The 21,407-nt window shown below is 68.5% G+C and carries 17 protein-coding genes and 1 pseudogene; 10 read left to right on the forward strand and 8 right to left on the reverse strand.

Going from position 1 to position 21,407, the window contains the following annotated elements:
- Positions 1–2: 2 nt before the first annotated feature.
- From WMF11_RS34700 to WMF11_RS34715, 4 genes are all read right to left on the reverse strand, one after another.
- Positions 3–1,286 (reverse strand): glycosyltransferase, encoded by a 1,284-nt coding sequence (locus WMF11_RS34700; RefSeq protein WP_437903534.1) that lies wholly within the window; start codon positions 1,284–1,286, stop codon positions 3–5.
- 46 nt (positions 1,287–1,332) lie between these two features.
- Positions 1,333–1,977 carry a hypothetical protein gene (locus WMF11_RS34705; protein ID WP_437973768.1) on the reverse strand — a complete coding sequence of 215 codons (645 nt, stop codon included), beginning with the start codon at positions 1,975–1,977 and terminating at the stop codon, positions 1,333–1,335.
- Positions 1,974–2,786 carry a multinuclear nonheme iron-dependent oxidase gene (locus WMF11_RS34710; RefSeq protein WP_437903536.1) on the reverse strand — a complete coding sequence of 271 codons (813 nt, stop codon included), beginning with the start codon at positions 2,784–2,786 and terminating at the stop codon, positions 1,974–1,976. The genes WMF11_RS34705 and WMF11_RS34710 overlap by 4 nt, the downstream gene beginning before the upstream one ends.
- 557 nt (positions 2,787–3,343) lie before the next feature.
- Positions 3,344–4,252: a JmjC domain-containing protein gene (locus WMF11_RS34715; RefSeq protein WP_437973769.1), complete on the reverse strand. Its 909-nt coding sequence runs from the start codon at positions 4,250–4,252 to the stop codon at positions 3,344–3,346.
- A gap of 518 nt (positions 4,253–4,770) precedes the next feature.
- On the opposite strand from WMF11_RS34715, the gene WMF11_RS34720 reads away from it, so the two are divergent.
- From WMF11_RS34720 to WMF11_RS34730, 3 genes are all read left to right on the forward strand, one after another.
- Positions 4,771–6,357 carry a S1C family serine protease gene (locus tag WMF11_RS34720; protein WP_437973770.1) on the forward strand — a complete coding sequence of 529 codons (1,587 nt, stop codon included), beginning with the start codon at positions 4,771–4,773 and terminating at the stop codon, positions 6,355–6,357.
- Entirely contained in the window at positions 6,357–6,797 is a 441-nt protein-coding gene (locus WMF11_RS34725; RefSeq protein WP_437903539.1) for a hypothetical protein, read from the forward strand. Before WMF11_RS34720 ends, WMF11_RS34725 begins: the two co-directional genes overlap by 1 nt.
- A gap of 127 nt (positions 6,798–6,924) precedes the next feature.
- On the forward strand, positions 6,925–8,247 hold the full coding sequence (locus WMF11_RS34730) for an ADP-ribosylation family protein (protein ID WP_437973771.1): 1,323 nt from the start codon (positions 6,925–6,927) through the stop codon (positions 8,245–8,247).
- 127 nt (positions 8,248–8,374) lie between these two features.
- Here WMF11_RS34730 and WMF11_RS34735 read toward each other — a convergent pair whose 3' ends face one another.
- Positions 8,375–9,040: a hypothetical protein gene (locus WMF11_RS34735; protein WP_437973772.1), complete on the reverse strand. Its 666-nt coding sequence runs from the start codon at positions 9,038–9,040 to the stop codon at positions 8,375–8,377.
- Between the two features lie 186 nt (positions 9,041–9,226).
- Positions 9,227–9,469: pseudogene (locus WMF11_RS34740) on the reverse strand (hypothetical protein); the annotation flags it as partial.
- Between the two features lie 184 nt (positions 9,470–9,653).
- Here WMF11_RS34740 and WMF11_RS34745 point away from each other — a divergent pair.
- A complete protein-coding gene (locus WMF11_RS34745) occupies positions 9,654–10,235 on the forward strand; it encodes a hypothetical protein (protein WP_437973773.1) in 582 nt (193 codons plus the stop codon).
- Between the two features lie 128 nt (positions 10,236–10,363).
- Positions 10,364–10,723 carry a hypothetical protein gene (locus tag WMF11_RS34750; protein WP_437973774.1) on the forward strand — a complete coding sequence of 120 codons (360 nt, stop codon included), beginning with the start codon at positions 10,364–10,366 and terminating at the stop codon, positions 10,721–10,723.
- Positions 10,724–10,792: 69 nt separating this feature from the next.
- On the opposite strand, the gene WMF11_RS34755 is transcribed toward WMF11_RS34750, so the two are convergent.
- Positions 10,793–11,440, reverse strand: a complete 648-nt coding sequence (locus tag WMF11_RS34755) for a YkgJ family cysteine cluster protein (RefSeq protein WP_437543465.1) — start codon at positions 11,438–11,440, stop codon at positions 10,793–10,795.
- Positions 11,441–11,520: 80 nt separating this feature from the next.
- On the opposite strand from WMF11_RS34755, the gene WMF11_RS34760 reads away from it, so the two are divergent.
- Complete coding sequence (locus WMF11_RS34760) at positions 11,521–12,249, forward strand: glutamine amidotransferase (RefSeq protein ID WP_437903544.1); 729 nt, start codon at positions 11,521–11,523, stop codon at positions 12,247–12,249.
- 53 nt (positions 12,250–12,302) lie between these two features.
- On the opposite strand, the gene WMF11_RS34765 is transcribed toward WMF11_RS34760, so the two are convergent.
- On the reverse strand, positions 12,303–13,010 hold the full coding sequence (locus WMF11_RS34765) for a TetR/AcrR family transcriptional regulator (RefSeq protein WP_012238857.1): 708 nt from the start codon (positions 13,008–13,010) through the stop codon (positions 12,303–12,305).
- 351 nt (positions 13,011–13,361) lie between these two features.
- Here WMF11_RS34765 and WMF11_RS34770 point away from each other — a divergent pair, with 351 nt between their 5' ends.
- The 4 genes from WMF11_RS34770 (at position 13,362) to WMF11_RS34785 (ending at position 21,336) form a co-directional block, all read left to right on the forward strand.
- Complete coding sequence (locus tag WMF11_RS34770; protein ID WP_437903545.1) at positions 13,362–16,970, forward strand: BadF/BadG/BcrA/BcrD ATPase family protein; 3,609 nt, start codon at positions 13,362–13,364, stop codon at positions 16,968–16,970.
- A gap of 71 nt (positions 16,971–17,041) precedes the next feature.
- On the forward strand, positions 17,042–18,988 hold the full coding sequence (locus WMF11_RS34775; protein WP_437903546.1) for a 2-hydroxyglutaryl-CoA dehydratase: 1,947 nt from the start codon (positions 17,042–17,044) through the stop codon (positions 18,986–18,988).
- A gap of 146 nt (positions 18,989–19,134) precedes the next feature.
- The gene (locus WMF11_RS34780) at positions 19,135–20,412 is read left to right on the forward strand and encodes an aminotransferase class I/II-fold pyridoxal phosphate-dependent enzyme (RefSeq protein WP_437973775.1); all 1,278 of its coding nucleotides are present in this window, start codon (positions 19,135–19,137) and stop codon (positions 20,410–20,412) included.
- An 81-nt stretch (positions 20,413–20,493) separates the two neighbouring features.
- On the forward strand, positions 20,494–21,336 hold the full coding sequence (locus tag WMF11_RS34785) for an SHOCT domain-containing protein (RefSeq protein WP_437903548.1): 843 nt from the start codon (positions 20,494–20,496) through the stop codon (positions 21,334–21,336).
- Positions 21,337–21,407: the final 71 nt, after the last annotated feature.

Below are 21,407 nucleotides of genomic sequence, written 5' to 3' on the forward strand. Positions count from 1 at the left end.
CCCTATGCGCCGACGAATCCATGGAACATGGTATGCAGATCCTCCATGTACTCGTCGAAATCCTCCCACATGCGCGAGAGGAGGAGGCCACGACGCCCGAGCTGCTCCGCCTCCCTGGGGTTGCGCGCGACCCATTCGAGCTTGCTGGCCAGCGCTTCGTGGTCCCTCGGATCCCGCACGAGGAGGCAGTTCTCTTCGTCCACGAGGCCCTCCTTGTAACCTCGTTTCTTGTGGATATCACCCGACAGGACGAGGCAGCTGCCGCACGCGAGCACCTCTCTCGGTACGCCCGGCGTGTGGTAGTCGATGAAGAAGTCTCGCTCCAGGAAGCACGTCGCTGTGGTGGTGTTGATGAAGCTCGGGATCACCCAGTTCGGCATGAACGGGAGCAGCCAGACGCTCTCCTCCACCCGGTTTTCACGGATGAACGCGGCGAGCTCGCGGCAGCTCCTCTCGGCGCCGCCGCACATCATGATCGCCTGGACGTCGACGCCCCGGCGCTTCACCATTCCCAGCGCCCGGATGAAGTCGAACATGCCCTTCGCTTGATCGATCTTGCCGTACATCCCGAGCGTGGGGACACGGGGATCGAAGGTCTTCGGGGCGGATTCGCGGAAGCACGCATGGAGCCAGTCGTTGCCGGCGAGCGCCTCCGCCAGGCGCTCGTTCACGTCGAGCCTCGGCGCACCGGGGCGGAAGCAGTGCGTGGGGAGGGAGTCGGAGCCGAGGTAGTAGAGCCGCCTCTTCTTCACGCCGAGCCCCACGAAGAGGTCATCGAAGTGCTTCGCCGTCACGACCCTGTGCGCCCGTTTCAGGATCTCGGCGTAGGAGGTCCTCAGCCACGGCCTCGTCATCAGGACCGATATGTCGCTCCCCGCGTGCGCCAGGACGCAGGGGACCCCCGTCCATTGCGCCGCGAGAGACGCAGCCATCCCGTACGGTTCCAGGTAGTAGGCGTAGATCAGGTCGCAGGAGTGTTCCCTGACGATGTCCGTCGCCATGGAGGCCAGCTTGGTCACGTACGGGTTCGCCCAGGGGACGTAGAGGTCGTACCCAGGACGCTCCGACGAGACGTAGCGGACGGAGCCACCGTTCGCGAAGCGGATCTGTAGCCGCCGCCTGTCGGATGGGGTCATGGCCATCCGGCAATCTGCCTCTGCTTCATCGGCGTTCGTGACGACCCAGACCTGATTGCCGCGCTTGGCGAGCGCATACGCCATCCAGTAGGTCCTGGTGCTGACGCCCCCTTGAATGGGTGGGAACTTGCTGATGATGCAGATCTTCATCGCGCAGATCTCCTCGCTGCAGGCGCGGGCGGGCCCGGCGTCCGCCTCAGCTCAGCTCACCTCTCAGCAGGTTGCAGGGATCCTCGGCGGCTTGCTTCGAGAGCCGATGCGTCATCACGCCCTGCCTGTCGCGGGAGTAGTAGATCGCGTAGATGGATTCTCCTCTGCCCTGAAGGACGCTGATGCGATCGATCTCTGGATACAGGTCCATGACGTTCGAGGCGAGCTTCATGCAGTAAAGGTGGCCGCTGTCGTGGATCCCGAAGCGGGAGGTGTCCATGTTGAGGGGCCCCGTGATCCGGGGCCGCGCCTGATGAAACTGCGCGAGGGCGACCGCCCGCTCCACCCTCAGGAGGTCTCTGTAGAGACATGCGCCGTCCAGGCGCTCCGCCCATGAATACAGGACGCCGAAGATCTTCTTGATCATGGCTCCTCGATCGGTATCCATGCTGACGTGAGAATAGAGGCAGTCCCAGAGCCGCCGCCTCCTCGCCGTGAGGCCGCAGAACACCGGATAGTGGCTCTTGACCGAGCGCTGTATCGAAGCCCTGAACGACGTGGCGATGCTCGCCAGGCACGACTCGCTGTACTGGGATAGCTCGTCGCCGAGCTCGGCTCCCTCGGCAGTCCCCCCCTGGACGAGGCTCCTCAGGTAGCGCTCCTGCCAGCGGGCGACGCTCGTGCGGCTCATCGCTGGCACATCCCTCGAATCCGGACGAGATCATCCCACACCCTGGGCAGGTCCTTGAAGCGCGCCTCACGCTCCAGGATCACGGCCTCCGGGGTCGCCCGTTCCAGGAGGTACTCCAGCAGCTCGAAGACGACCTCGGGGACCTCGTGATCGTGGCCATCATAATAGTAACCGTCGTGAGAGGAGCCTCCGGCGAGGTGGAGCTGCCTTATACGGTGCGCCGGCAAGTGATCGATGAACGCTCTCGGGTCCAGCCCGTGGTTGAGCTGGTCGGCGTACAGGTTGTGGAGGTCGAGCAGGATGCCGCAGTCGGCCATCTCGACGGCCCGGGCAAAGAAGTCGTCGTGAGCGATCGTCGATCGCTTCAGCTCCCACATCGTGGCGATGTTCTCGAGCAGGAACGGCGCGGCGAGGCCCTCCTGAAAGAGCTTGATGTTCTCCACGAGGATCTGCAGCGTCTCGTCGGTCCGCAGCAGAGGCAGGTTCTTCTCGAGGTCGAGGTCGCCGATGCGGCAGGACGTCATGTGATCCGAGCACCAGCGCGGGGCCAACCGATTGACGACGTCTCGACGCGCCCGCGCGTTGCGATCGAGGCGATAATCGGCGCTGCCCAGCGAGTTGCAGGCGAAATGAAAGCAGTACGACGTGCCGAAGTCGGAGAGCAGCCGCTTCATCTGGCCCCTCTCGAAGTGACTGTAGATGTATCGCTCCGGCTGTATTTCCAGGAAGTCGACGAGCCCCTCATCCCTGGCTCGCCACAGCAGGTCGTGGAGCTCCGGATGGTAGCTCATGCCGATGTGGACAGCCATCGGATCACTCCCGTGAGGAGGCCGCTGCCGCGGGCGAGGAGACGTCCTTGGGGTCTACGACGTCTGCCCGAGAGTCCGTGAACCCGGCTCGCCCGTCGCCGTGCGACGGCATGGGTCGGGACGGGCGAAACGGCGCGGTATGCAGGGGGAGTCCTTGCAGGCGGTCGTCCCCCCCGGGGCGTGTCGTGTCACCCAGAGGCCGGAGGGAATGGCGACGCACCTCCAGCACTAGGGTTAAATTTTGGTCTTCTTGCTCGGCGTCGGGTCGTGCCGGCAAACGTGGGCGCTGGCGGCTGGCTTGGGGATGCTGATCTTCCGCGTGATGGGCGTCGGATCATGTCGGCAAACGTGGGCGCTGGCGGCGGGCTTCGGGACGTTCACCTTTTTGGATCGGGGCGTTGTAGACATCCGTGATCTCCTTGGAGCAGTGGCCGATGATCAGTACGCGGCGGTGTAGCGGCCGCAGGAGAGGTTGCCCTCACAAGTTACCGAGAATTCGCACCTGTCCGCAAGAAGAAGCGCCCCGCGCGAGCGGGCGCGGGGCTGGCTCCTGGCTCCTAGCTCTGTTCCCCGTCGGCCGGCTCGGTGAGGGACTGGAGCACCTCCGCTGCATCGATCTCGCGGAGCCGCTTCACGAGCGCCTCGACGCGGGGCGCAATCCCCTCTTGGATGGTTGCAGCGAGGTGCGCCCCCCCTGCGGGGCAGTCTCCCCGGAAGGTCAGGTCCTCGGCACACTCCCGCAGCGCGTCAGCCACCATCACCTCGACGAGGCGGTGCCACGTGATCCGGTGGATCCCGGAGGAGATGTGGAGCGAGGGGCCCCCGACAGCGGTCGCCTCGTGGAGATAGCCGCGGGGGATGTACAGCGCTCCACCCGGCTGCATGTCGATCTCGCCCCAGCGCGGGGTCATCTCGCGGAGCTCCGCGGTGCGGCAGGCGTGGTGGCGGTGCAGCGGCGCCTCGAGGAGGGGCTCGTAGATGATCCACCGCTTGCGCCCCTCGAGCTGGAGCACCACAACGTCGTGGGTATCCCAGTGGCGGGGGAAGGTCTGCGCCCCGCCCGGCGTGAGGTAAAGGTTCGTGTTGGCCTGGGCCAAGAGCGCTCCGGACAGGGCGCTTGTGAGCGCACCGACGGCCGGAAAGCAGTCCTGCACCCCCGCGAGGAGCAGGCTACCCCCCTCCACCTCGAAGAAGCGCCGCACCGCCGCACCGTCGAGCGCAGCGTCGGGCTCCGCCCGGAGGAAGCGTTTGGCGTCCACGTACTCCGACGTCGCGTCGATGAAGAACACCGCCTCGGGATGCACCCGGCCTTCCGCTATCGCGTCCAGCACCGCCTCGACGGTGGGCAGGCCTGCGAGCCCCTCCCCGCCCTTCGGCGGTGAGGCGAGGGGCCGGCTCGGCGAGCGCCCGGAGGTACGAGCGCCGCTGAGGAGATCGTCGAGCGAGCCGGGGATCAGCGACTCCATGGGGCAAGGCATGAAAAACGCCGCGGAGGACAGGAGACGCCAGGGCGGTCGCTCCTGTCAAGCATGGCCTGCCCGTGGGACCTCGGGGCGAGCTTGCGTCAGGGAGCGTTCTCGTGGTCCGCCTTCCCGGGCTGTTTCGAGAGCGTCACCCGGCGTAACCCGCCGGGTGATGCGGCTCGCGGCGCGGGTTTGGAGCATCGAGTGTTACGCCGTGTCGACGTTTTCATTCAGGCGCCGCGGCGAGCACACACGGGGGCGTCCAATCGATGGATTTCCCATCGGCTAACAGTGGAAATTTCCGCGTCGATTATGGCGACGTAACTGTGCAATGGGGCTCGACACAGCGCCTGAGGTAGATATCGTGGGCGCCACCGAGGAGCATAGGGTTCTTTGGTCGCTGGAAATGGCTTCCAGCCGGAGCTGCGCACGCAGAGAGGCAGCTCATAGGCTAGGTTTCAGGATTTCGTGAGCACGGGATGAACCAATTGCGGACCCTCGGGGTTTGGTTGCGCCGCGGTTTGCTGACCGGATTCGGCGTTTCGGCGTTGTTGCTGGCGCCGCGCTTCGCGGAGGCGAAGTCGGTGCGGCCGGTGGAGCCGATCAAGGTGAACGGCAGCGAGCTCGGGACGGTCACGATCTCGAACGTGGTCGTGAAGGCGCCGAACCTGGATGACGTGCTGATCGTCAAGGAAAAATTCCTCGTGATGTTTCTGGAGGAGATGCGCGAGCTCGGCTACCGCGCGCTCGGCCGCGAGAACCTGGCGCTGAACCAGGATCGCTCGAGCGAGGCGGCCTTCCTCCTGGCCGGGACGCTGACGGCGGCGGACTGCTCCGACGAGCGAGGCCTCACCTGCGGCATCACCATCAAGTGGGAGCTGCTCCATCGCTCCTCCAACACCGTGGTCTATCAGATGACGTCGAACCACGAGGAGATGGAGATGCGCGAGCTCGACCGCGCGGCGGCCGGCAACGCGCTGCTGCTCGGCAGCCTGCGCTCGCTGCTCGCCCGGCCGATGTTCGTGCAGGCCCTCCGGGGCTCGGACACCCCTGCGGAGGCGCCGGCCGCGCCCGAGTTTCCGCCCGGGGAGATGCGCGGCTGCCCGGCCCGCACCCTGGTGATGCCGAAGATGAGCGAGGACGTCTTGAACGCCACGGCGCTGGTCAAGCTCAACGACGGCGTCGGCAGCGCTGTCGTGATCTCTCCGGATGGCTTGCTGCTCACCGCGGCGCACGTGGCGACGACGCCCGAGGTGGTTGTGCGCTTCCGCGACGGCAAGGAGCTTCCGGCGACCGTGATGCGCGTCAACGAGCAGTCGGACGTCGCGCTCTTGCAGCTGAAGGATCGCTCACGCGAGACGCCGTGCTTGACGCTGCGCATGCCGTCCCCCAGCACCGGCGACGACGTGTTCGCGCTCGGCGCGCCCGGCGGCGAAAGGCTGTCGTTCTCCGTGACGCGCGGTATCGTCAGCGGCCAGCGCTCGTTCGACGGCACCAGCTTGATCCAGACCGACACCAGCATCAGCCCCGGTAACAGCGGCGGGCCGCTTGTCGACGACAAGGGTCAGGTGGTCGCGATCATGACGTTCAAGGCGACCGGGAAGGGCATCGAAGGCCTGGGCTTCGGCGTGCCTTCGGCCATCGCGCTTTCGTCGCTCGGGCTGAGCTTCGGCGAGACGACCGGGGCGCTCAAGGTCGAGCGTAAAACGGCGACGGCGTCGGGCGGGCCCGCGCTCAGCGTCGCGGCCGACAAGCCCGATCCGCCCTGGTTTTATGTGGGCGAGGACGCGCCCGGCAAGACGCCGGGTTGGGTCGGGAAGACGAACGGCTGGGGCTGGGTGGCGTTCGTCGCCGGCGGCGTCACGGTCGGTACGACCGCGCTCATCGGCAGTACGCCCTCCAACTTCGGCACGCTCCGCACCTGGAACACCGTAGGTTGGGCCGTCACCGGGCTCGGCGCGGGCATGGTGCTGAGCTCGTACGTCTTTGCGCCGAACAAGAAGCCGCCCGCGACCGGGGGGCGTTCGACGCCGGGCCGCACCTTCGTCGCCGGAGTCGGCGCGCCCGGCATCGGGCTCACCTCACTTTCAATCATGGGGACGTTCTGATGTTGCTCCGCACGCTGTGTGCTGCGCTGCTCTTTCTGCTGCCGGGAGGGTGCCTGCTCTTGCAAGATCCGCCGCCGACGAGCCCGCTGGACGGCAAGTGCGAAGACGACAACTGGTGCAATGAAGGCCTGATCTGCGTCTTCCCGGATGGGCAGTACAGCACGGGTCAATGCAGAGCGCCCGGTAGTTGCACCGTCGACAGCAATTGCCCCGCGGGTCAGCTCTGCCAGGGCACCTCGGGCAGCAGCAAGATCGGCGAGTGTCAGGAGAACACGGGCTGCATCTCCGACACGGAGTGTGCGACGGGCGCCACCTGCTATCGCGGGAGCTGCTTGTTCGTGTGCGAACTCTCCTCGGAGTGCCCCGAGGACTCGTACTGCAGCATTCTAGATGATTGCCCGCCCCATATGGACTGCCCCGACGCCTGCGAGTACTTCTGAGGCGCCGCCGAATCGCGCGTGCTTTGGACCGAGGTTCGGCGGGTGAGGGAGCGCGGTCCGCGGCGGGCGTCCAGCGGGTCCGCCTCCGCTCCTGGCGGGGCCGACTTCGCGTAGGAGGGCGAACGCCATGAGCAACCCGGAGATCGAGGCAGCGCTCGCGCTGGCGCGCGAGCGCTGGGAGAAGATGTTCCCCGTCAAGGACGAGCGCGCCCAGCTCGCGAGCTGGGACCCGCCGCACTTCGCGCCGGGGCTCGGCCTCGTCGCGGAGTTCAGCCTCTTCGAAGCGCGCACGAACCGAGGGCCGTCCGGAGAGCTGGTCGTCGTGCCGCTCGCGCGGATGAGCGAGCCCGCGGCGGCGCTCGACGAGCTCGCCGCGACGCTCGAGGGGCTCAGGTCTCGCGGCCTCGCCTCGCAGCTCGACGCGCCGCTCGAGGCGACGATGGGCCTCGCGCCGGCGCGCTTCACCGAGGGCATGTTCGCGACCGACGAGCTCGGGGCGCGCCGCCGCGCCGAGGCGCTCGCGTCGATGAACGCCCGCTTCGAGGCCGTGGCCGCACGAATGAACGAGGTCTATGGCCTGCGGCTGCCGCGCTACCTCGCGACCTTCGCGGCCTTCTGGCGCAGCCTCGACGAGCTGGAGCGGCAGGGGATGAGCCACCTCGGGCGATCGCCGGGCGGGATCATGATCTGGTTCGAGGACGGCGGGCTCGAGCGGAAGACGCGCGGCGGGCTCGACCCGCGGCTCGAGTGCCGGTTCCGCGCCGACCCGCCCGAGCTGGTCACCGTGATGTGGGGCGACACCGACGGGCTGCACCATGGCCTGTGGTACGACGACCCCGCGGATCCGCCGACGTGCATCGCGCACAATTACGCCCGCGACTCCGCGGAGACCTGGAGAGACAGCGAGCCCACGCCGCTCGCGGTGCTCGCTGCCCGCGCGCGCGAGCGCATCTCGGGCCCTTACGAGGAGGAGCCGGCCCCGCTGCAGGTGTACGCCGCGCTCGCCGCCCTCGAATGGTTCGAGGAGGCCGACCGCGAGGCCCTCGCCGAGGACCCGCCCGCGCAACGCTGGCTCGATGCGGACCGCATCCCGACCCTCGGCACGTTCGGGCCCGCGCTGCCGCCCGGCGCCGGGAGCATCCGCGTGGGCCCGCCCGACGAGCGCGTGAAGGCGTGGAAGACGCAGCCGCCGCGCGTGCAGACGTGGATCGCGTCGGCGAAGCGCGATTGCGCCGAGGGGCGGCCCGCGGCGGCGCTGACGTTCGGGCTCGACCTGCACTGGCTCGATAAGGAGGAGTACCGCGGCGCCGCGCTCGAGCTGCTGATGATGGCATACGAGAAGCTCGGGCGGCGCGCGCACGCGGAGACCGTGAAGGTGCATTATGCGCACCGCGATCTCCGGAGCGTGGGGGTGTTCCTGCGGCCAGGCGAGGAGGACGGCGGACCTTAGCGCTTTGAGCGGCTCAGAAGCCGTTCAAGCCGCACAGATGACCTGGAGACCCGGCTCTGGACCCACGAGCACGGGTCGGTGCTGCCGACGTCGGCGTACAGGCACCCTGACGCGATGACGCTCGCCCTCAGCCGAGCGCCCCTCCGCCATCGACCACGCTCGCGTGCAGGCCCCGCGCGGGGGCGCGCAGCGCGGGATCGTCGCCCGAGAGCTGGGGCAGCATCGCGACGAACGCCCACTCCTGCACGCCCGAGTCGTCGAACGTCAGGTGAACGCGGTCGCCGTCGCGCTCGAACGTGATGATGAACAGCGCACCGTCGAGCACGGCGTCGTCCGACGTCATCGTGAACTGCTCCTCGAAGTCCTCCTCGACGAGGAACTCGCCCGACGCCGCCGCGCGAGCCTGCGGATCGTCCACGCGCACCACCAGCTGCGGCAGGTCGGTGCAGCGCACCGCGCCGAGCCCGCGCAGCAGCACCGCACGCAGCCACGCGCCGCCGAGATCGAAGCCGCCGCCCCAGAAGAACACAAGGCGATCGACGCTGAGCACGTTCGCCTCGTCGTTGAACAGGCCCTTGAGCAGGAACCGCGACGTTGCGTCGCCCGGCCACGGCACACCGTGCCGCCGGCCGAGCTCGACAAGCGGCGCCGGCACGGCGCCCTCGCTCCACGGCGCGTCGGCGGTCTTCTCGTAGGTGACGTAGTCCGCGACGAGCCGCCGCAGCTCCGCCGCGGCCTGCTCCGCCGCGGCGACCGTCGAGAACTCCGCTGCCTGCATCACGACGTGGCTCATTCGCGCAGTGTATGCGATTCCGCGGGGCGACGGCGAGGAAGCCGTCGATTCAGGCGAAGACCATCATGGAAGGGAAGGACCGTGATGAAGCAGGGACCGGAGCCCCCTGATTCCGGTCGCGTCGAGCACCGGTACCCCGCTGCTCGTGCCGGAACAAGCGGAGTCCTGGCGGGTGCGCCCCGCGTCGCGCGCGCGGTACTCGGCGATCATCTCCTTCGTCACGTCGTGATCATAACAGAGAGGCGCGGCGCCTCCCGGCCGCGAGTAAGCGCTGCGCTTGCCGCATTGTCTGCCCGCTCGATCGGTATCGTAAGGACACGGGCAGCTCCCGCTGTACGCCGCTCGTGACTCGGCGATGAGAGCCTTCCGGATCGCGGCGTCCGTCTTCGGCGCATCTGCCCTGGCCGAAGACGCCGCGAACATCGCCATTCCAACGACGAGCCAGTACCCAAGCCGCATCACCTGGCATCGTACCGACCCTCCGAAACCTCACAACAGGTTCTTTCGTTCAGGTGCCCCCGTGTGTTCCCATCGGTCGAGCGGCTCCCTCGTGGCCACTCTTCGCCGTGTTCTTCGCCATGATCTTCGCCAGGTTCGCGTAGAATCGAGCGGAGTGAGCAGATCGTCGACGGCACGGGGACCTCTCATCGACGCACCGCAGCGGTCGCTCACCCAGGCAGGTGAGCAGCACCCACTGCGCGCGAGCTGTCAGGTCGTCGAGGCGACAGCGGATGTCGCGGTAGGCTATTGGAGCTCCCTGGCCGCCGCGGTCTGGATGAAGACGACCCACCCGCACCACGCCGCCTCCCTGAAGGCGGCGATCCTGGGGGCGCAGGCGAGCTCCCCGTCCCGCAAGGTGTGGCTGCTGCAGATCGTGACCCCTGAAGCCATCGTACCCGACACGCGCAGCCGCAGCGCCCTCGCCGGGATGTTGGGTTCGGTGGATGGCATCGTGTCCCACTCGGCGGTGATTCACATCGGGTCGGGCTTTCGCGCGTCGCTCGTGCGCAGCATCGTCACGGGGCTCAACGCCCTGGGACGCCAGCAGTTTCCACATCGTGTCTTCGCCAGCATCGAGGAAGGCGTCGCCTGGCTGGCCACCCACGGCCTGCCGGACCGGGCGGCCACCTATCACGACCTCTCGGCGTTCCATGAGGCCGCGGTGGCGGGCCAGCTCGCGAGCGTTCGGACGTGAGCGCCCTGCCCAGGACATCGTGGCCTCGAGCCTCGCGTTCCCGCGCGTCCTCGGCGCCACCTCCGCGACCGATAGAGAAGCTTCTCGTCGTCTTGACGGGCGCGCCGCGACCAGGGATCCTCGCCGGCATGCGTCTCGCCGCGTTCGGGGTGATCCTGTTGCTCGTGGGCGACGCGCACGCCGAGTCGACGGCGCCCGCGGTCGACACCACCCGGCGCGACGTGGGCACCGGCCTCTCCGTGGGCGGACTGGTCCTCGGCTCCGTCGGAGCAGGCATGTTCTTCCTCACCCGACCGAGCGGCGACGATTCCTGCGGTTGCGCGTCTCGCGCATGGGTCTTTCCCACCGTGCTCATGAGCGTCGGAGGCGCCATGACCCTCACGGGTGTACCGCTCTGGATCACGGGTCAGATGAAGCTCGATCGCGCCAGGACCCAGGCCGAGCTGCAGCTCGGCCCGCTCGGCGGAAGCGTCCGGCTCCTGTTCTGACGGCGTGCGACGCTCGCCCCGCCGCACCCCGCCGTCACGTGACCGCGGGCCCCGCGGCGAGCCCGCCGCTCACGGCTCCGCGGGCGCCCCGTCCCGTATCCCGAGCGTCTCCTCGCGCGCCGACAGGCACGCCTCGCTCCCCACGACGAACGCGCGGCAGTTGTCCGGCCTGATCTCGTAGATGGCGCAGCGCAGGTCCTCGCAGAGGTGCTGGCACCGCCCGCTCGCCGCGAAGCGCAGCGTGATCTTGCCGTCCCGCGCCCGCCGCACGTAGGCGCGCCCCGTGAGGTCGCCGCGCCCGGCGCCCCGAAAGCGCGCGAGGTCCACCTCGTCGAGCAGCACGTTGGCGTCGTGGCAGCAGGCGCCGCAGGCCAGGCAGTCGAGCGCCACCTCGCGGATCGCCCCCGGGTGCGTGCTGTCGCGCTCGCACCAGTCGAGGACCGAGCCCTCGTACTGCCGCTTCACCCGCGCCGTCGCGAGCCCCTTGGCTGGCCCCTCGCCCACGCGGCGAAAGCGCTGCTGCTCGATCGACAGGAGCGACCACAGCCCGAGCTCCGTGAGCTTCCCGTCCTCGCCGATGGAGAGCAGGAGATCGACCCGCTCGTCCGGCAGCACGATGGCCGCGTGCCCGCCGGCCCTCACGTGCGCCGCTGCGCGGCTCAGGAAACGCGGGCGAAACCGGCGCCAGACGGGGCGAGACACGACGTATGCGGACATCGGGGCGCATCTTCGCGCCCCGGCCCCGCGCTGCCAAGCCCCGCCCTCGCCCGGCAGCGGCGCTGCGCTATGTTGGAAGGGTGCGACATCGCAAGAAGATCGTCATCGTGAAGACCGGTGAGCCCGTCCCCCCGGTCCTCGAGCGACGCGGCCAGTTCGCCGACCTGATCGAGCAGACGATCGGCGCCAGCTGGAGCGGCGGATACGCCACCGTCGACGCCCGCACGGACGAGCTCCCCGCGCCCGGCGCCCCCGAGACCGCCGCCTTCGTCGTCACCGGCTCGTCGGCCAACGTCCCCCACCGCGAGCCCTGGATGCTCCGCTGCGAGGCGTGGCTGCGCGGCGTCGTGCACGCCGGCACCCCCACGTTCGGCATCTGCTTCGGCCATCAGATCCTCGCCCAGGCCCTCGGCGGCGAGGTCGTCCGGAACCCGCGCGGCCGCGAGATCGGCAGGATCCGCGTCCAGCGCCGCGCCGACGACCCCCTCTTCGACGGCCTGCCGTCGAGCTTCGAGACGCACGCGACCCACGTCGACACGGTCGGCACGCTGCCCGAGGGCGCCACGAGCCTCGCGTTCACCGAGCTCGACGACCACCAGGTCATCCGCTTCACGAGCACGTGCTACGGCGTGCAGTTCCACCCCGAGATGGACCACGACGTCATCGCCGGCTACATCGCGTGGCGGAGCGAGATCTTGCAGGCCGAGGGCCGCGACGTCCCGGCGCTCCTCGCCCCCATCGCGCCGGATCAGCTCGGCACACGGACGCTGCACAATTTCATCCGGCACGTGGTCGTGCGCGGCGCCTGATCCCTACGCCGCCGACCTGACCTGGGTAGTCCCCGCCCTGACTGACGCGCCGGTCAGTCGCCTCTCGACCTGGCCCGCCGGCCGCGCGACGGGCTCACCCGCTCCGGCGCCTCGCCGGGGGCGTCCCCTGTCGCGGGCGCGGCGCGCTCGCCCTCCGGGCCCCGCGCCGCGAGCCCGGCCGCGGGGTCCATCCGGAGGTAGCCGCGCCGCAGGAAATCGTGGAGCGCCGTCACGATCCGCTCGCGCGGGCGGGCCTGCTCCTCGAGGGCGTTCTCGAACAGCACCTCCTTCAGCGCGCCGATCGTGAACGTCGCGTAGAGCTCGGTGTCCCCCGGCTCGATCACGCCGAGCCGCTGCCCCTCGGCGAGGCTCTGCTGCAGCAGGAGCTTCACCTCCTGGCGGAACGCCCGCAGCTCCTTGACGAACGCCGGGTCGAGCCCGGCCGCGTGCGACAGGAGGATGCTCGTCAGCGCCGGATCGTCGAGCAGGACGGCCACGATCGCGCGGATGTTGTGCTTGACCTGCGCCTCGACGTCCGCCGACGGGTCCACGCGCAGGATGGCGCCGCCGAGCCGCGAGAAGAGGCCGCGCACGAGCTCGCCGAACACCGAGCGCTTGTCGGGGAAGTAGAGGTAGAACGTCCCCTTCGCGACCTTCGCGAGCGCGACGATGTCGTCGACCTTCGCCTCGTGATACCCCTTCTCGGAAAACACGGTACGCGCGGCGCGGAGGAGCGCCTGGCGGCGCTCGGCCTTGTCCATGGGCCGGTCGCTTTACCATCACCGGCCCGCCATCTGGGGACCGATGTCTCCCCTCCGGCGTCGAGCAGGCCCGCCGTCTGAAAAGATCCGGAAAGTTCGCGACACAGCGCACGACACGCGGACGCGGGGGGCACCACGCGCCATCAGACGCAACCAGCCGCAACCGAGCGTGGCGTCGGAACCTTGCACCCTGGACGCAGCGATGGCCCGAGATGCCCGGAGAACGGCGTCGCGCGGCGACCAAGACGCACCGGATTGCTTGATTTCCCGGACATCCCGTTGTAGCCATCACGACTGACCAGCCAGTCAGTCGGACGCTGGGGACCGGCGACGGCGGTGGGAGGAGCCCCGATGGGAAGGCAGATCCAGGAACCGGTCGTGGTCGGCATCGACGTCGGCTCGACGACGGTGAAGGCCGTCGTGCTCGATCCGCAGACGCTCGAGATCCTCTGGAGCGACTACCAGCGGCATCAGACGAAGCAGCCGGAGAAGGTGCTCGAGCTCCTCGAGACCATCGAGGCGTCGTTCCCGGCGTCGCCGAGGGACAGCTGGCGGGTGTTCATGACGGGCTCCGGCGCGGCGCCCCTCTGCCCCGGCCTGGGCGCGAAGTTCGTCCAGGAGGTCAACGCGGTCACGCTCGCGGTCGAGAACCTGCACCCGGACGTGGGCAGCGTCATCGAGCTCGGCGGGCAGGACGCGAAGATCATCATCTTCCAGCGGGACGAGAAGACGGGCGACAAGACCGCCGCGCCGTCGATGAACGACAAGTGCGCCTCCGGCACGGGCGCCACCATCGACAAGTGCATGATCAAGGTGGGCCTCCCGCCGACGGAGGTGGTGAAGATCCACTTCGACGACTCGAAGCTCCACCACGTCGCGGCGAAGTGCGGCGTCTTCGCCGAGACGGACATCGTGAACCTCGTGAAGAGCGGCATCCCCTCGACGGAGATCCTCTGCTCTCTCGCCGACGCGATCGTCCTCCAGAACCTGTCGGTGCTGACGCGCGGCTCGACGCTGAAGCACAAGGTGATCCTGCTCGGCGGCCCCAACACCTACCTCCCCTTCCTCCAGGAGTGCTGGCGCAAGCGGATCCCCGAGACCTGGGACGAGCGCGGCTACGACTGGCCGAAGGACCAGCCGGTCGAGGAGACGATCTTCGTCCCGGAGAACGCGCAGTACTACGCGGCGTTCGGCGCGTGCGTCTACGGGCTCAAGGAGGCGCCGGAGGTCGGCCGCTACGCCGGCAAATCGGGGCTCGTCGAGTACATGACGAACGGCAGGAAGGCCCGGCTCGGCGAGAGCGCGGGCCCGCCGCTCGTGAAGACCCGGGACGAGGTCGACGAGTTCCGGAAGCTCTACAGCATCCCGCGGTTCACCCCGATGAAGCTCGCGCCCGGCCAGGTGGTGCGCGGGGTCATCGGCCTCGACGGCGGCTCCACCTCATCGAAGGCGGTGCTCATCGACGAGGACGGGAACATCGTCTGCAAGGCCTACCAGCTCTCGAAGGGCAACCCGATCCAGGACGCGAAGGAGCTGCTCGCCCAGCTCCGGCAGTACGTGCTCGATCAGGGCGCGACGCTCGAGGTGCTCGGCTTCGGCGGCACCGGGTACGCGGCCGACGTGCTCCAGGAGTGCATGCGCGCCGACGTCAACATCGTCGAGACCGTCGCCCACATGATGAGCGCGGTGAAGTTCTTCGGCGACGTCGACGTCATCTGCGATATCGGCGGACAGGACATCAAGGTCCTGTTCATGAAGAACGGCGATATCGCGAACTTCCGCCTCTCCAACTCGTGCTCTGCGGGCAACGGCATGTTGCTCCAGGCGATGGCCGATCAGTTCGGCCTGAAGGTGACCGAGTACGCCGACACGGCGTTCGGCGCCGAGCTCGCGCCGAAGTTCAGCTACGGCTGCGCCGTCTTCCTCGACACGGACCGCGTGAACTTCCAGAAGGAGGGCTTCTCGAAGGAGGAGCTGCTCGCGGGCCTCGCCCAGGTGCTGCCGAAGAACGTGTGGCAGTACGTCGTGCAGATCCCGCGGCTCGCGGCCCTCGGCACGCGCTACGTGCTGCAGGGCGGCACGCAGTACAACCTCGCGGCGGTCAAGGCGCAGGTCGATTACATCAAGGAGCGCGTCCCCGGCGCCGAGGTGTTCGTCCACCCGCACACGGGCGAGGCCGGCGCGCTCGGCGCCGCGTTCGAGACGCTCCGGGTGGTGAAGCGCAAGGGCCGGTCGACGTTCATCGGGATCGACGCGGCGATCGCCCTCGAATACACGACGAAGAACGACGAGGAGACGGTCTGCCACTTCTGCCCGAACGAGTGCAAGCGGACCTTCATCGACACGAAGCGGCCTGACGGGACGACGAGCCGCTACATCTCGGGCTTCTCGTGCGAGAAGGGCACCGTCGAGAGCGAGCAGGCGATGCTCGCGCTCGTCGCCGAGCGGAAGAAGATCGCGAAGCAGTTCCCGAACCTCGTCGACTACGAGTCGAAGCTCGCCTTCCGGCACTTCTACGGCACGGCGCCGCTCCCGGAGGAAGGCGCGCCGGTGAAGGACACGGTCGTCAAGAAGGGCTTCCTCGGCATCCGCCGGGTGGAGACGACGCGCCCGTTCCGGCGGAGCGGCATCGAGGTGCGGGAGCGCCTCCGCCGCGTCCGCATCGGCATCCCGCGCGTCCTCAACATCTACTCGACCGGCCCCTATTACCGCGCCTACTTCGAGGCGCTCGGCATCCCCAAGCAGAACGTCGTCTTCAGCGACGCGACGAGCGAGGAGATGTGGGTCGAGGGCGGCAAGTACGGATCCATCGATCCGTGCTTCCCGTCCAAGGTCGCGCAGGCCCACGTCCACAACCTGCTCTTCCACCACCACAGCGACGAGAAGAAGCTCAATTACATCTTCTTCCCCATCCTCACCCATGTGCCGAGCTTCGGCGAAGGGGTGATGGACAAGACGAGCTGCCCCATCGTCGCGGGCGTGCCGGACGTCATGAAGGCGGCCTTCACGAAGGAGGTCGACTTCTTCAAGACGCGCGGGATCGAGTACCTCGACCCCGCGCTCACGTTCTCCGAGATGACGCTGACGGCGCGCCGGATGTTCGAGACCTGGGGCCCGCGGCTCGGCATCACCGAGGACGAGAGCGATCACGCGCACCGCGAGGGGATGCGGGCGCTCTCGCAGTTCGAGCGCGACCTCCAGGACAAGGGGCGGGCGATCCTCGAGACGGTCGAGTCCGAGAACCGGGTGGCCATCCTGATGATCGGGCGGCCGTACCACTCCGACCCGGGCCTGAACCACGGCATCCCGGAGGAGTTCCAGGTGCTCGGTTATCCGATCCTCTCGGTGCGGTCGATCCCGCGCGACATGGAGTACCTCGCGCGGTACTTCAAGGACGAGATCGCGACGGGCCAGCACCCGCTCGACATCAACGACGTCTGGCCGGAGAACTACTCGGCCAACAGCGCGCAGAAGGTCTGGGCGGCCAAGTTCGCCGCCCGCCACCCGAACGTCGTCCTGCTCGATCTCTCGAGCTTCAAGTGCGGCCACGACGCGCCGACGTACGGGATCATCGACAGCATCGTGAGCTCGAGCGCGACGCCGTACGCGGCGCTGCACGACATCGACGCCAACAAGCCGGGCGGCTCGATCAAGATCCGCGTGAAGACGTACGCGCACAGCCTCAAGCTGCACGAGGAGGCGCTCGAGGACGCGGCGAAGAAGAAGGCGCAGCTGGTCCAGCGCATCGAGGAGAAGCGGCTCGAGCTGCTCCAGCTGAAGCGCGACCAGCAGGCGGCGCGCAAGATCACGGATCCCGCGCTCGAGCGGGAGATCGCCGCGCTCGCCGAGAAGGTCCGGAGCTACGTCGCGCCGGTCTCGCCGCCCGAGGCGCCGAAGACAGGCCTCGTGCAGCTCAAGAAGAAGCAGTCCGACGGGACCGTCGTCCCCCTGGAAGCCTGAACCACGTCGAAGGTCGAGGGGGGGACGGCGGGGCCGCCCCTTCCAGCATCCAAGCGAAGGGAAGCCACGCCATGCAACATACGAGCACGACGACCACGCAGAAGACGCGCCTTCCTCTGGTGGGCGAGGCGCGATCCAACAAGACCGACGTCGACATCGAGGCGGAGCTCAGGGCCTTCGAGGAGGCCGAGCGGGAGCGGCTCGGGCTCAAGGCCGAGCGGCGCCAGTGGGTCGACAACATGCTCAAGCCGAAGATGACCAAGAAGGAGCGCGAGAGCGTGACGCTCCTCATCAGCGGCCTCACCGCCGCGCAGGACTTCCTGTGCGAGGGCGCGCTGAAGGGCCTCGGCTACAACGTCCACTACTTCGGGATGAGCGACAACGCGGGCCTGCAGACGGGCAAGGAGTTCGGCAACCGCGGCCAGTGCAACCCGACGTACTTCACGGTCGGCGGCCTCGTGAAGTACCTCATCGACCTGCGCGACAAGCAGGGGATGTCGACCGAGGACATCATCAAGAACTACGTGTTCCTGACGGCGGGCGCGTGCGGGCCCTGTCGGTTCGGCATGTACGTGACCGAGTACAGGAAGGCGCTCCGCGACGCCGGCTTCGACGGCTTCCGGGTCATGCTCTTCCAGCAGACGGGCGGGCTCTCGCAGGCGACGGGCGACGACGTCGGGCTCGAGATGAACCCCGCCTTCTTCATCGCGATCATCAAGGCCATCGTCTGCGGCGACACGCTGAACGCGCTCGGCTACCGGATCCGGCCTTACGAGGTCGAGCCGGGCGCGACGAACCGCGCGATGGAGAACGCGAAGCGCATCCTCTACAAGGCGCTTTTCGAGCAGACGAACGTGTTCAAGGCGCTCTACGAGGCGCGCAAGGAGTTCGAGGGCGTCCAGGTGGACAAGCTCCGGCCCAAGGCGAAGACGTCGATCATCGGCGAGTTCTGGGCGATGACGACCGAGGGCGACGGCAACTACGCCCTGCAGAAGTTCCTCGAGAGCGAGGGCGGCGAGAACGACATCCAGCTCACGACGGCGTGGCTGCTCTACAACATCTGGGAGTGCGCCCGAGACACCCGCGAGCGGCGCGACCTGCGCGGCGCCGACGAGGGCAATTACGGCCTCGCCAGCCTGGACGAGTTCGGCGTGGCGAAGCGCCTCGCGACGATGCGCCTCGCCGAGGGCGCGCTGCGCGTCGGCTTCCAGGCGTTCGCGCTGCCGCTCGGCCTGCTCGACTACCACCTTCCGGACATGGAGCTCGTGGCGGAGGTGGCGAAGGACTACTACTCGAACGACCTCCGCGGCGGCGAGGGGCACATGGAGGTCGGCAAGCTCATCGTGAACGCCGTGAAGTCGAAGGCGCACGTGACGGTGAGCGTGAAGCCGTTCGGCTGCATGCCCTCCTCGGGCGTCTCCGACGGCGTCCAGTCGCTGATCACGTCGCGCTACCCCGGGACGATCTTCTGCGCGGTGGAGACGAGCGGCGACGGCGCGACCAACTTCTACTCGCGCATCCAGATGTACATGTTCAAGGCGCGCATCCTGGCCGAGCAGGAGCTCACCCGCGCCTACGAGGAGGCGGGCGTCACCGAGGCCGAGGTGCGCGCGTTCCTCGCGAGGAACCCGAAGTACGCGAGCCCGCTCCACCACCCGCCGCACCGCGTCGCCGGCTCGGCCGCCAACCTGGTCTACGAGGTGGCGCCGCTCATCAAGCAGACGGCCGCCGAGCGCGCCGTGGGCAAGGCCAAGGCGGCGGCGGGCGCGCTCCGCGACGCCGTGATGGCCGCCCCGGCCAAGGCGAAGGCGGCCAAGGATTTCCTCACGGATCCGGAGACGCTCGCCCGGGCCCGCGAGGACGTCGCGCTGATCCGCGACATCGTCGGCGGCAAGGCCGCGGAGCGGTTCAGCCCGCTGGTCAAGCGCCTCGCCGGCAAGGCGTACTTCGAGAACAACCCCGAGGTGCGCCACGTGAGCCACGGGGCGAACAGCGTGGAGCCCATCGCCGCCGAGTAACGCGGAGAGGCGGACGCCGCCGGGCGCAGCTCGCCCGGCGGCCCCCTCGGCCTTTCCGCGATCGGCGCGCTGCGCCGCGCCGCCCCGCCCGCCGCGCGCCGTCCGGCCGCGACGCACGCGCGAAATTCTGCTAGATATCGCGCGCCATGACCGAACTGCGCTCGTTGTCTCCCGATGCTCTTGCCTCGCTCACCCGTGAGCTCGAGGCGCGTTTTGCTGCCTTTGAAGCCCGCGGCCTCAAGCTCGACATGACGCGCGGCAAGCCGTCGTCCGAGCAGCTCGACCTCGCGAACGGCATGCTCGCGCTGCCCGGCGCGGGCGACCTCATCGCCTCGGACGGCTCGGATACCCGCAACTACGGCGGCCTCGACGGCCTGCCCGAGATGAAGGCCATCTTCGCCGAGATGCTCGAGGTCCCCTCGGAGCAGGTCATCGTCGGCGGGAACAGCAGCCTGACGATGATGCACGACGCGGTGGTCCGCGCGCTCGTCCACGGCGTGCCCGACGGCAGCGGCCCCTGGCTGAAGCAGCCCAAGGTGAAGTTCCTGTGCCCGAGCCCTGGCTACGATCGTCACTTCGCGATCTGCGAGCACCACGGCATCGAGATGATCACGGTCGACCTGCGCGACGACGGGCCGGACATGGATCAGGTCGAGAAGCTCGTCGCCGAGGACGCGGCCATCAAGGGCATGTGGAGCGTGCCGAAGTACTCCAACCCCACGGGCACCACGTACAGCCCCGAGGTCGTGCGCCGGCTCGCGGCCATGAAGACGGCGGCCCCGGACTTCCGCCTCTTCTGGGACAACGCCTACGCGGTCCACGACCTCTACGCCGAGGGCGACCCGCTCGCGAACATCGTGCCGGCGTGCCAGTCCGCGGGCCACCCGAACCGGCCGATCGTCTTCGCCTCCACGTCGAAGATCTCGTTCGCCGGCAGCGGCGTCGCCGCCATGGCGTCGAGCCCCGCGAACGTGGCGGACGCGAAGAAGCACCTCGGCATCCAGACCATCGGTCCGGACAAGGTGAACCAGCTGCGGCACGTGCGGTTCTACAAGGATTACAAGGGCTTGCTGAGCCACATGCAGCGGCACGCCGAGCTCATGCGGCCCAAGTTCGAGGCGGTGACGACCACGTTCGAGCGCGAGCTCGGCGGCAAGGGCATCGCCACCTGGACCTCGCCGCGCGGCGGCTACTTCGTCAGCCTCGACACCCTCGACGGCTGTGCGAAGGAGGTGGTGCGCCTGGCCAACAAGGCGGGCGTGAAGCTGACCGGCGCCGGCGCGACCTACCCGTACGGCCGCGATCCTCGCGACCGCAACATCCGGGTCGCGCCCTCGATGCCGCCGCTGGATCAGATCCGCGTCGCGATGGACGTCGTCGCGGTCTGTGTCCAGCTCGCGAGCGTCCGCAAGCTCGCTGGCTGATCGCCGTCATCGTCGCTCGCCCGCATTGCGATCGACGCACCGCAGTGCAAGGGTGGGCGCTTCCTCCCGGAGCGCCTCACCATGCAGCAACTCACCCTCGAAGGTCAGCAGAGAATTTCCGACCTGTCACAGCGCTATTTCGTCAGCACCGACGCGGTGATGACGCTGTTGCAGGCGCTCGTGAACGGCCATGGAACGATGGCGCAGTTCTACCACCCCGAGCTGGGCGGCGGCGGTCAGTGGATGCAGGGCGGCATGACCATGGTCGGGGACATGTTCAACAACGGTCTCAAGGCCAAGGTGGACGGCCTGTGCTCCGAGCTGTCCAGCCTGCTGGCCAGCCAGCCGTTCGTTCCAGCGCCCGCGAGCTATCCATCGCAGGGCGGTCAGCAGCAGCAGCAAGGTGGCAGTGGAGGTTTTGGGGGATCGCCGGTCAGCCTGTTCGTCCCGGGGTCGGGAGGGGGCTCGGGCAGCTGGTGGCCCGGGGAGCTCGGCGTGCCGAGCTCCAGCGGATCGCAGAACAACGTCCGATATGCCTACTTCCCCGGCGCGCGGCGCCTGGCCGTCGAGGTCAACGGGCGCGTCAGCGTCTATGACACGCTCGATCACCAGATCGGCGGTGTGTCGCAGCAGCAGGGGTCGGGGTCGTCCGTGACGTTCACCAGCCAGTACGGCGTGGTGAGCGTGCTGAGCTTGCCAATCATCTCCGGCGACCTTGCCGCGAAGCAGGCGCCGATCGCCCCGCCCGCTCCGGCGCAAGCGGCCGCTCCGGCGCAGGCGGACGCCGCCCTCCCCCGCCCTGCTCCGGCGCAGGAAGGGGATATCTTCGCCGCCATCGAGCGACTCGCCGATCTGCGGCAAAAAGGGTTCATCACCGAGCAGGAGTTCGCTGCGAAGAAGGCAGAGCTCCTCGGCAGGCTCTGAGCACGAGGCAAGGACGGTCGCCGAGGGCGAGGAGGAGCGGGCGGCGAGCGCCGGAGAGGAGCGCTCGCCAT

The sequence above is a fragment of the Sorangium sp. So ce295 genome, assembly GCF_051527405.1.
Lineage (GTDB): Bacteria > Myxococcota_A > Polyangia > Polyangiales > Polyangiaceae > Sorangium > Sorangium cellulosum_B.

Coding starts and splice junctions, on each gene's coding strand:
- WMF11_RS34700 (WP_437903534.1), bottom strand. CDS start 1,286: ATGAAGATCTGCATCATCAGCAAGTTCCCACCCATTCAAGGGGGCGTC.
- WMF11_RS34705 (WP_437973768.1), bottom strand. CDS start 1,977: ATGAGCCGCACGAGCGTCGCCCGCTGGCAGGAGCGCTACCTGAGGAGC.
- WMF11_RS34710 (WP_437903536.1), bottom strand. CDS start 2,786: ATGGCTGTCCACATCGGCATGAGCTACCATCCGGAGCTCCACGACCTG.
- WMF11_RS34715 (WP_437973769.1), bottom strand. CDS start 4,252: ATGGAGTCGCTGATCCCCGGCTCGCTCGACGATCTCCTCAGCGGCGCT.
- WMF11_RS34725 (WP_437903539.1), top strand. CDS start 6,357: ATGTTGCTCCGCACGCTGTGTGCTGCGCTGCTCTTTCTGCTGCCGGGA.
- WMF11_RS34730 (WP_437973771.1), top strand. CDS start 6,925: ATGAGCAACCCGGAGATCGAGGCAGCGCTCGCGCTGGCGCGCGAGCGC.
- WMF11_RS34735 (WP_437973772.1), bottom strand. CDS start 9,040: ATGAGCCACGTCGTGATGCAGGCAGCGGAGTTCTCGACGGTCGCCGCG.
- WMF11_RS34750 (WP_437973774.1), top strand. CDS start 10,364: ATGCGTCTCGCCGCGTTCGGGGTGATCCTGTTGCTCGTGGGCGACGCG.
- WMF11_RS34755 (WP_437543465.1), bottom strand. CDS start 11,440: ATGTCCGCATACGTCGTGTCTCGCCCCGTCTGGCGCCGGTTTCGCCCG.
- WMF11_RS34765 (WP_012238857.1), bottom strand. CDS start 13,010: ATGGACAAGGCCGAGCGCCGCCAGGCGCTCCTCCGCGCCGCGCGTACC.
- WMF11_RS34770 (WP_437903545.1), top strand. CDS start 13,362: ATGGGAAGGCAGATCCAGGAACCGGTCGTGGTCGGCATCGACGTCGGC.
- WMF11_RS34775 (WP_437903546.1), top strand. CDS start 17,042: ATGCAACATACGAGCACGACGACCACGCAGAAGACGCGCCTTCCTCTG.
- WMF11_RS34780 (WP_437973775.1), top strand. CDS start 19,135: ATGACCGAACTGCGCTCGTTGTCTCCCGATGCTCTTGCCTCGCTCACC.
- WMF11_RS34785 (WP_437903548.1), top strand. CDS start 20,494: ATGCAGCAACTCACCCTCGAAGGTCAGCAGAGAATTTCCGACCTGTCA.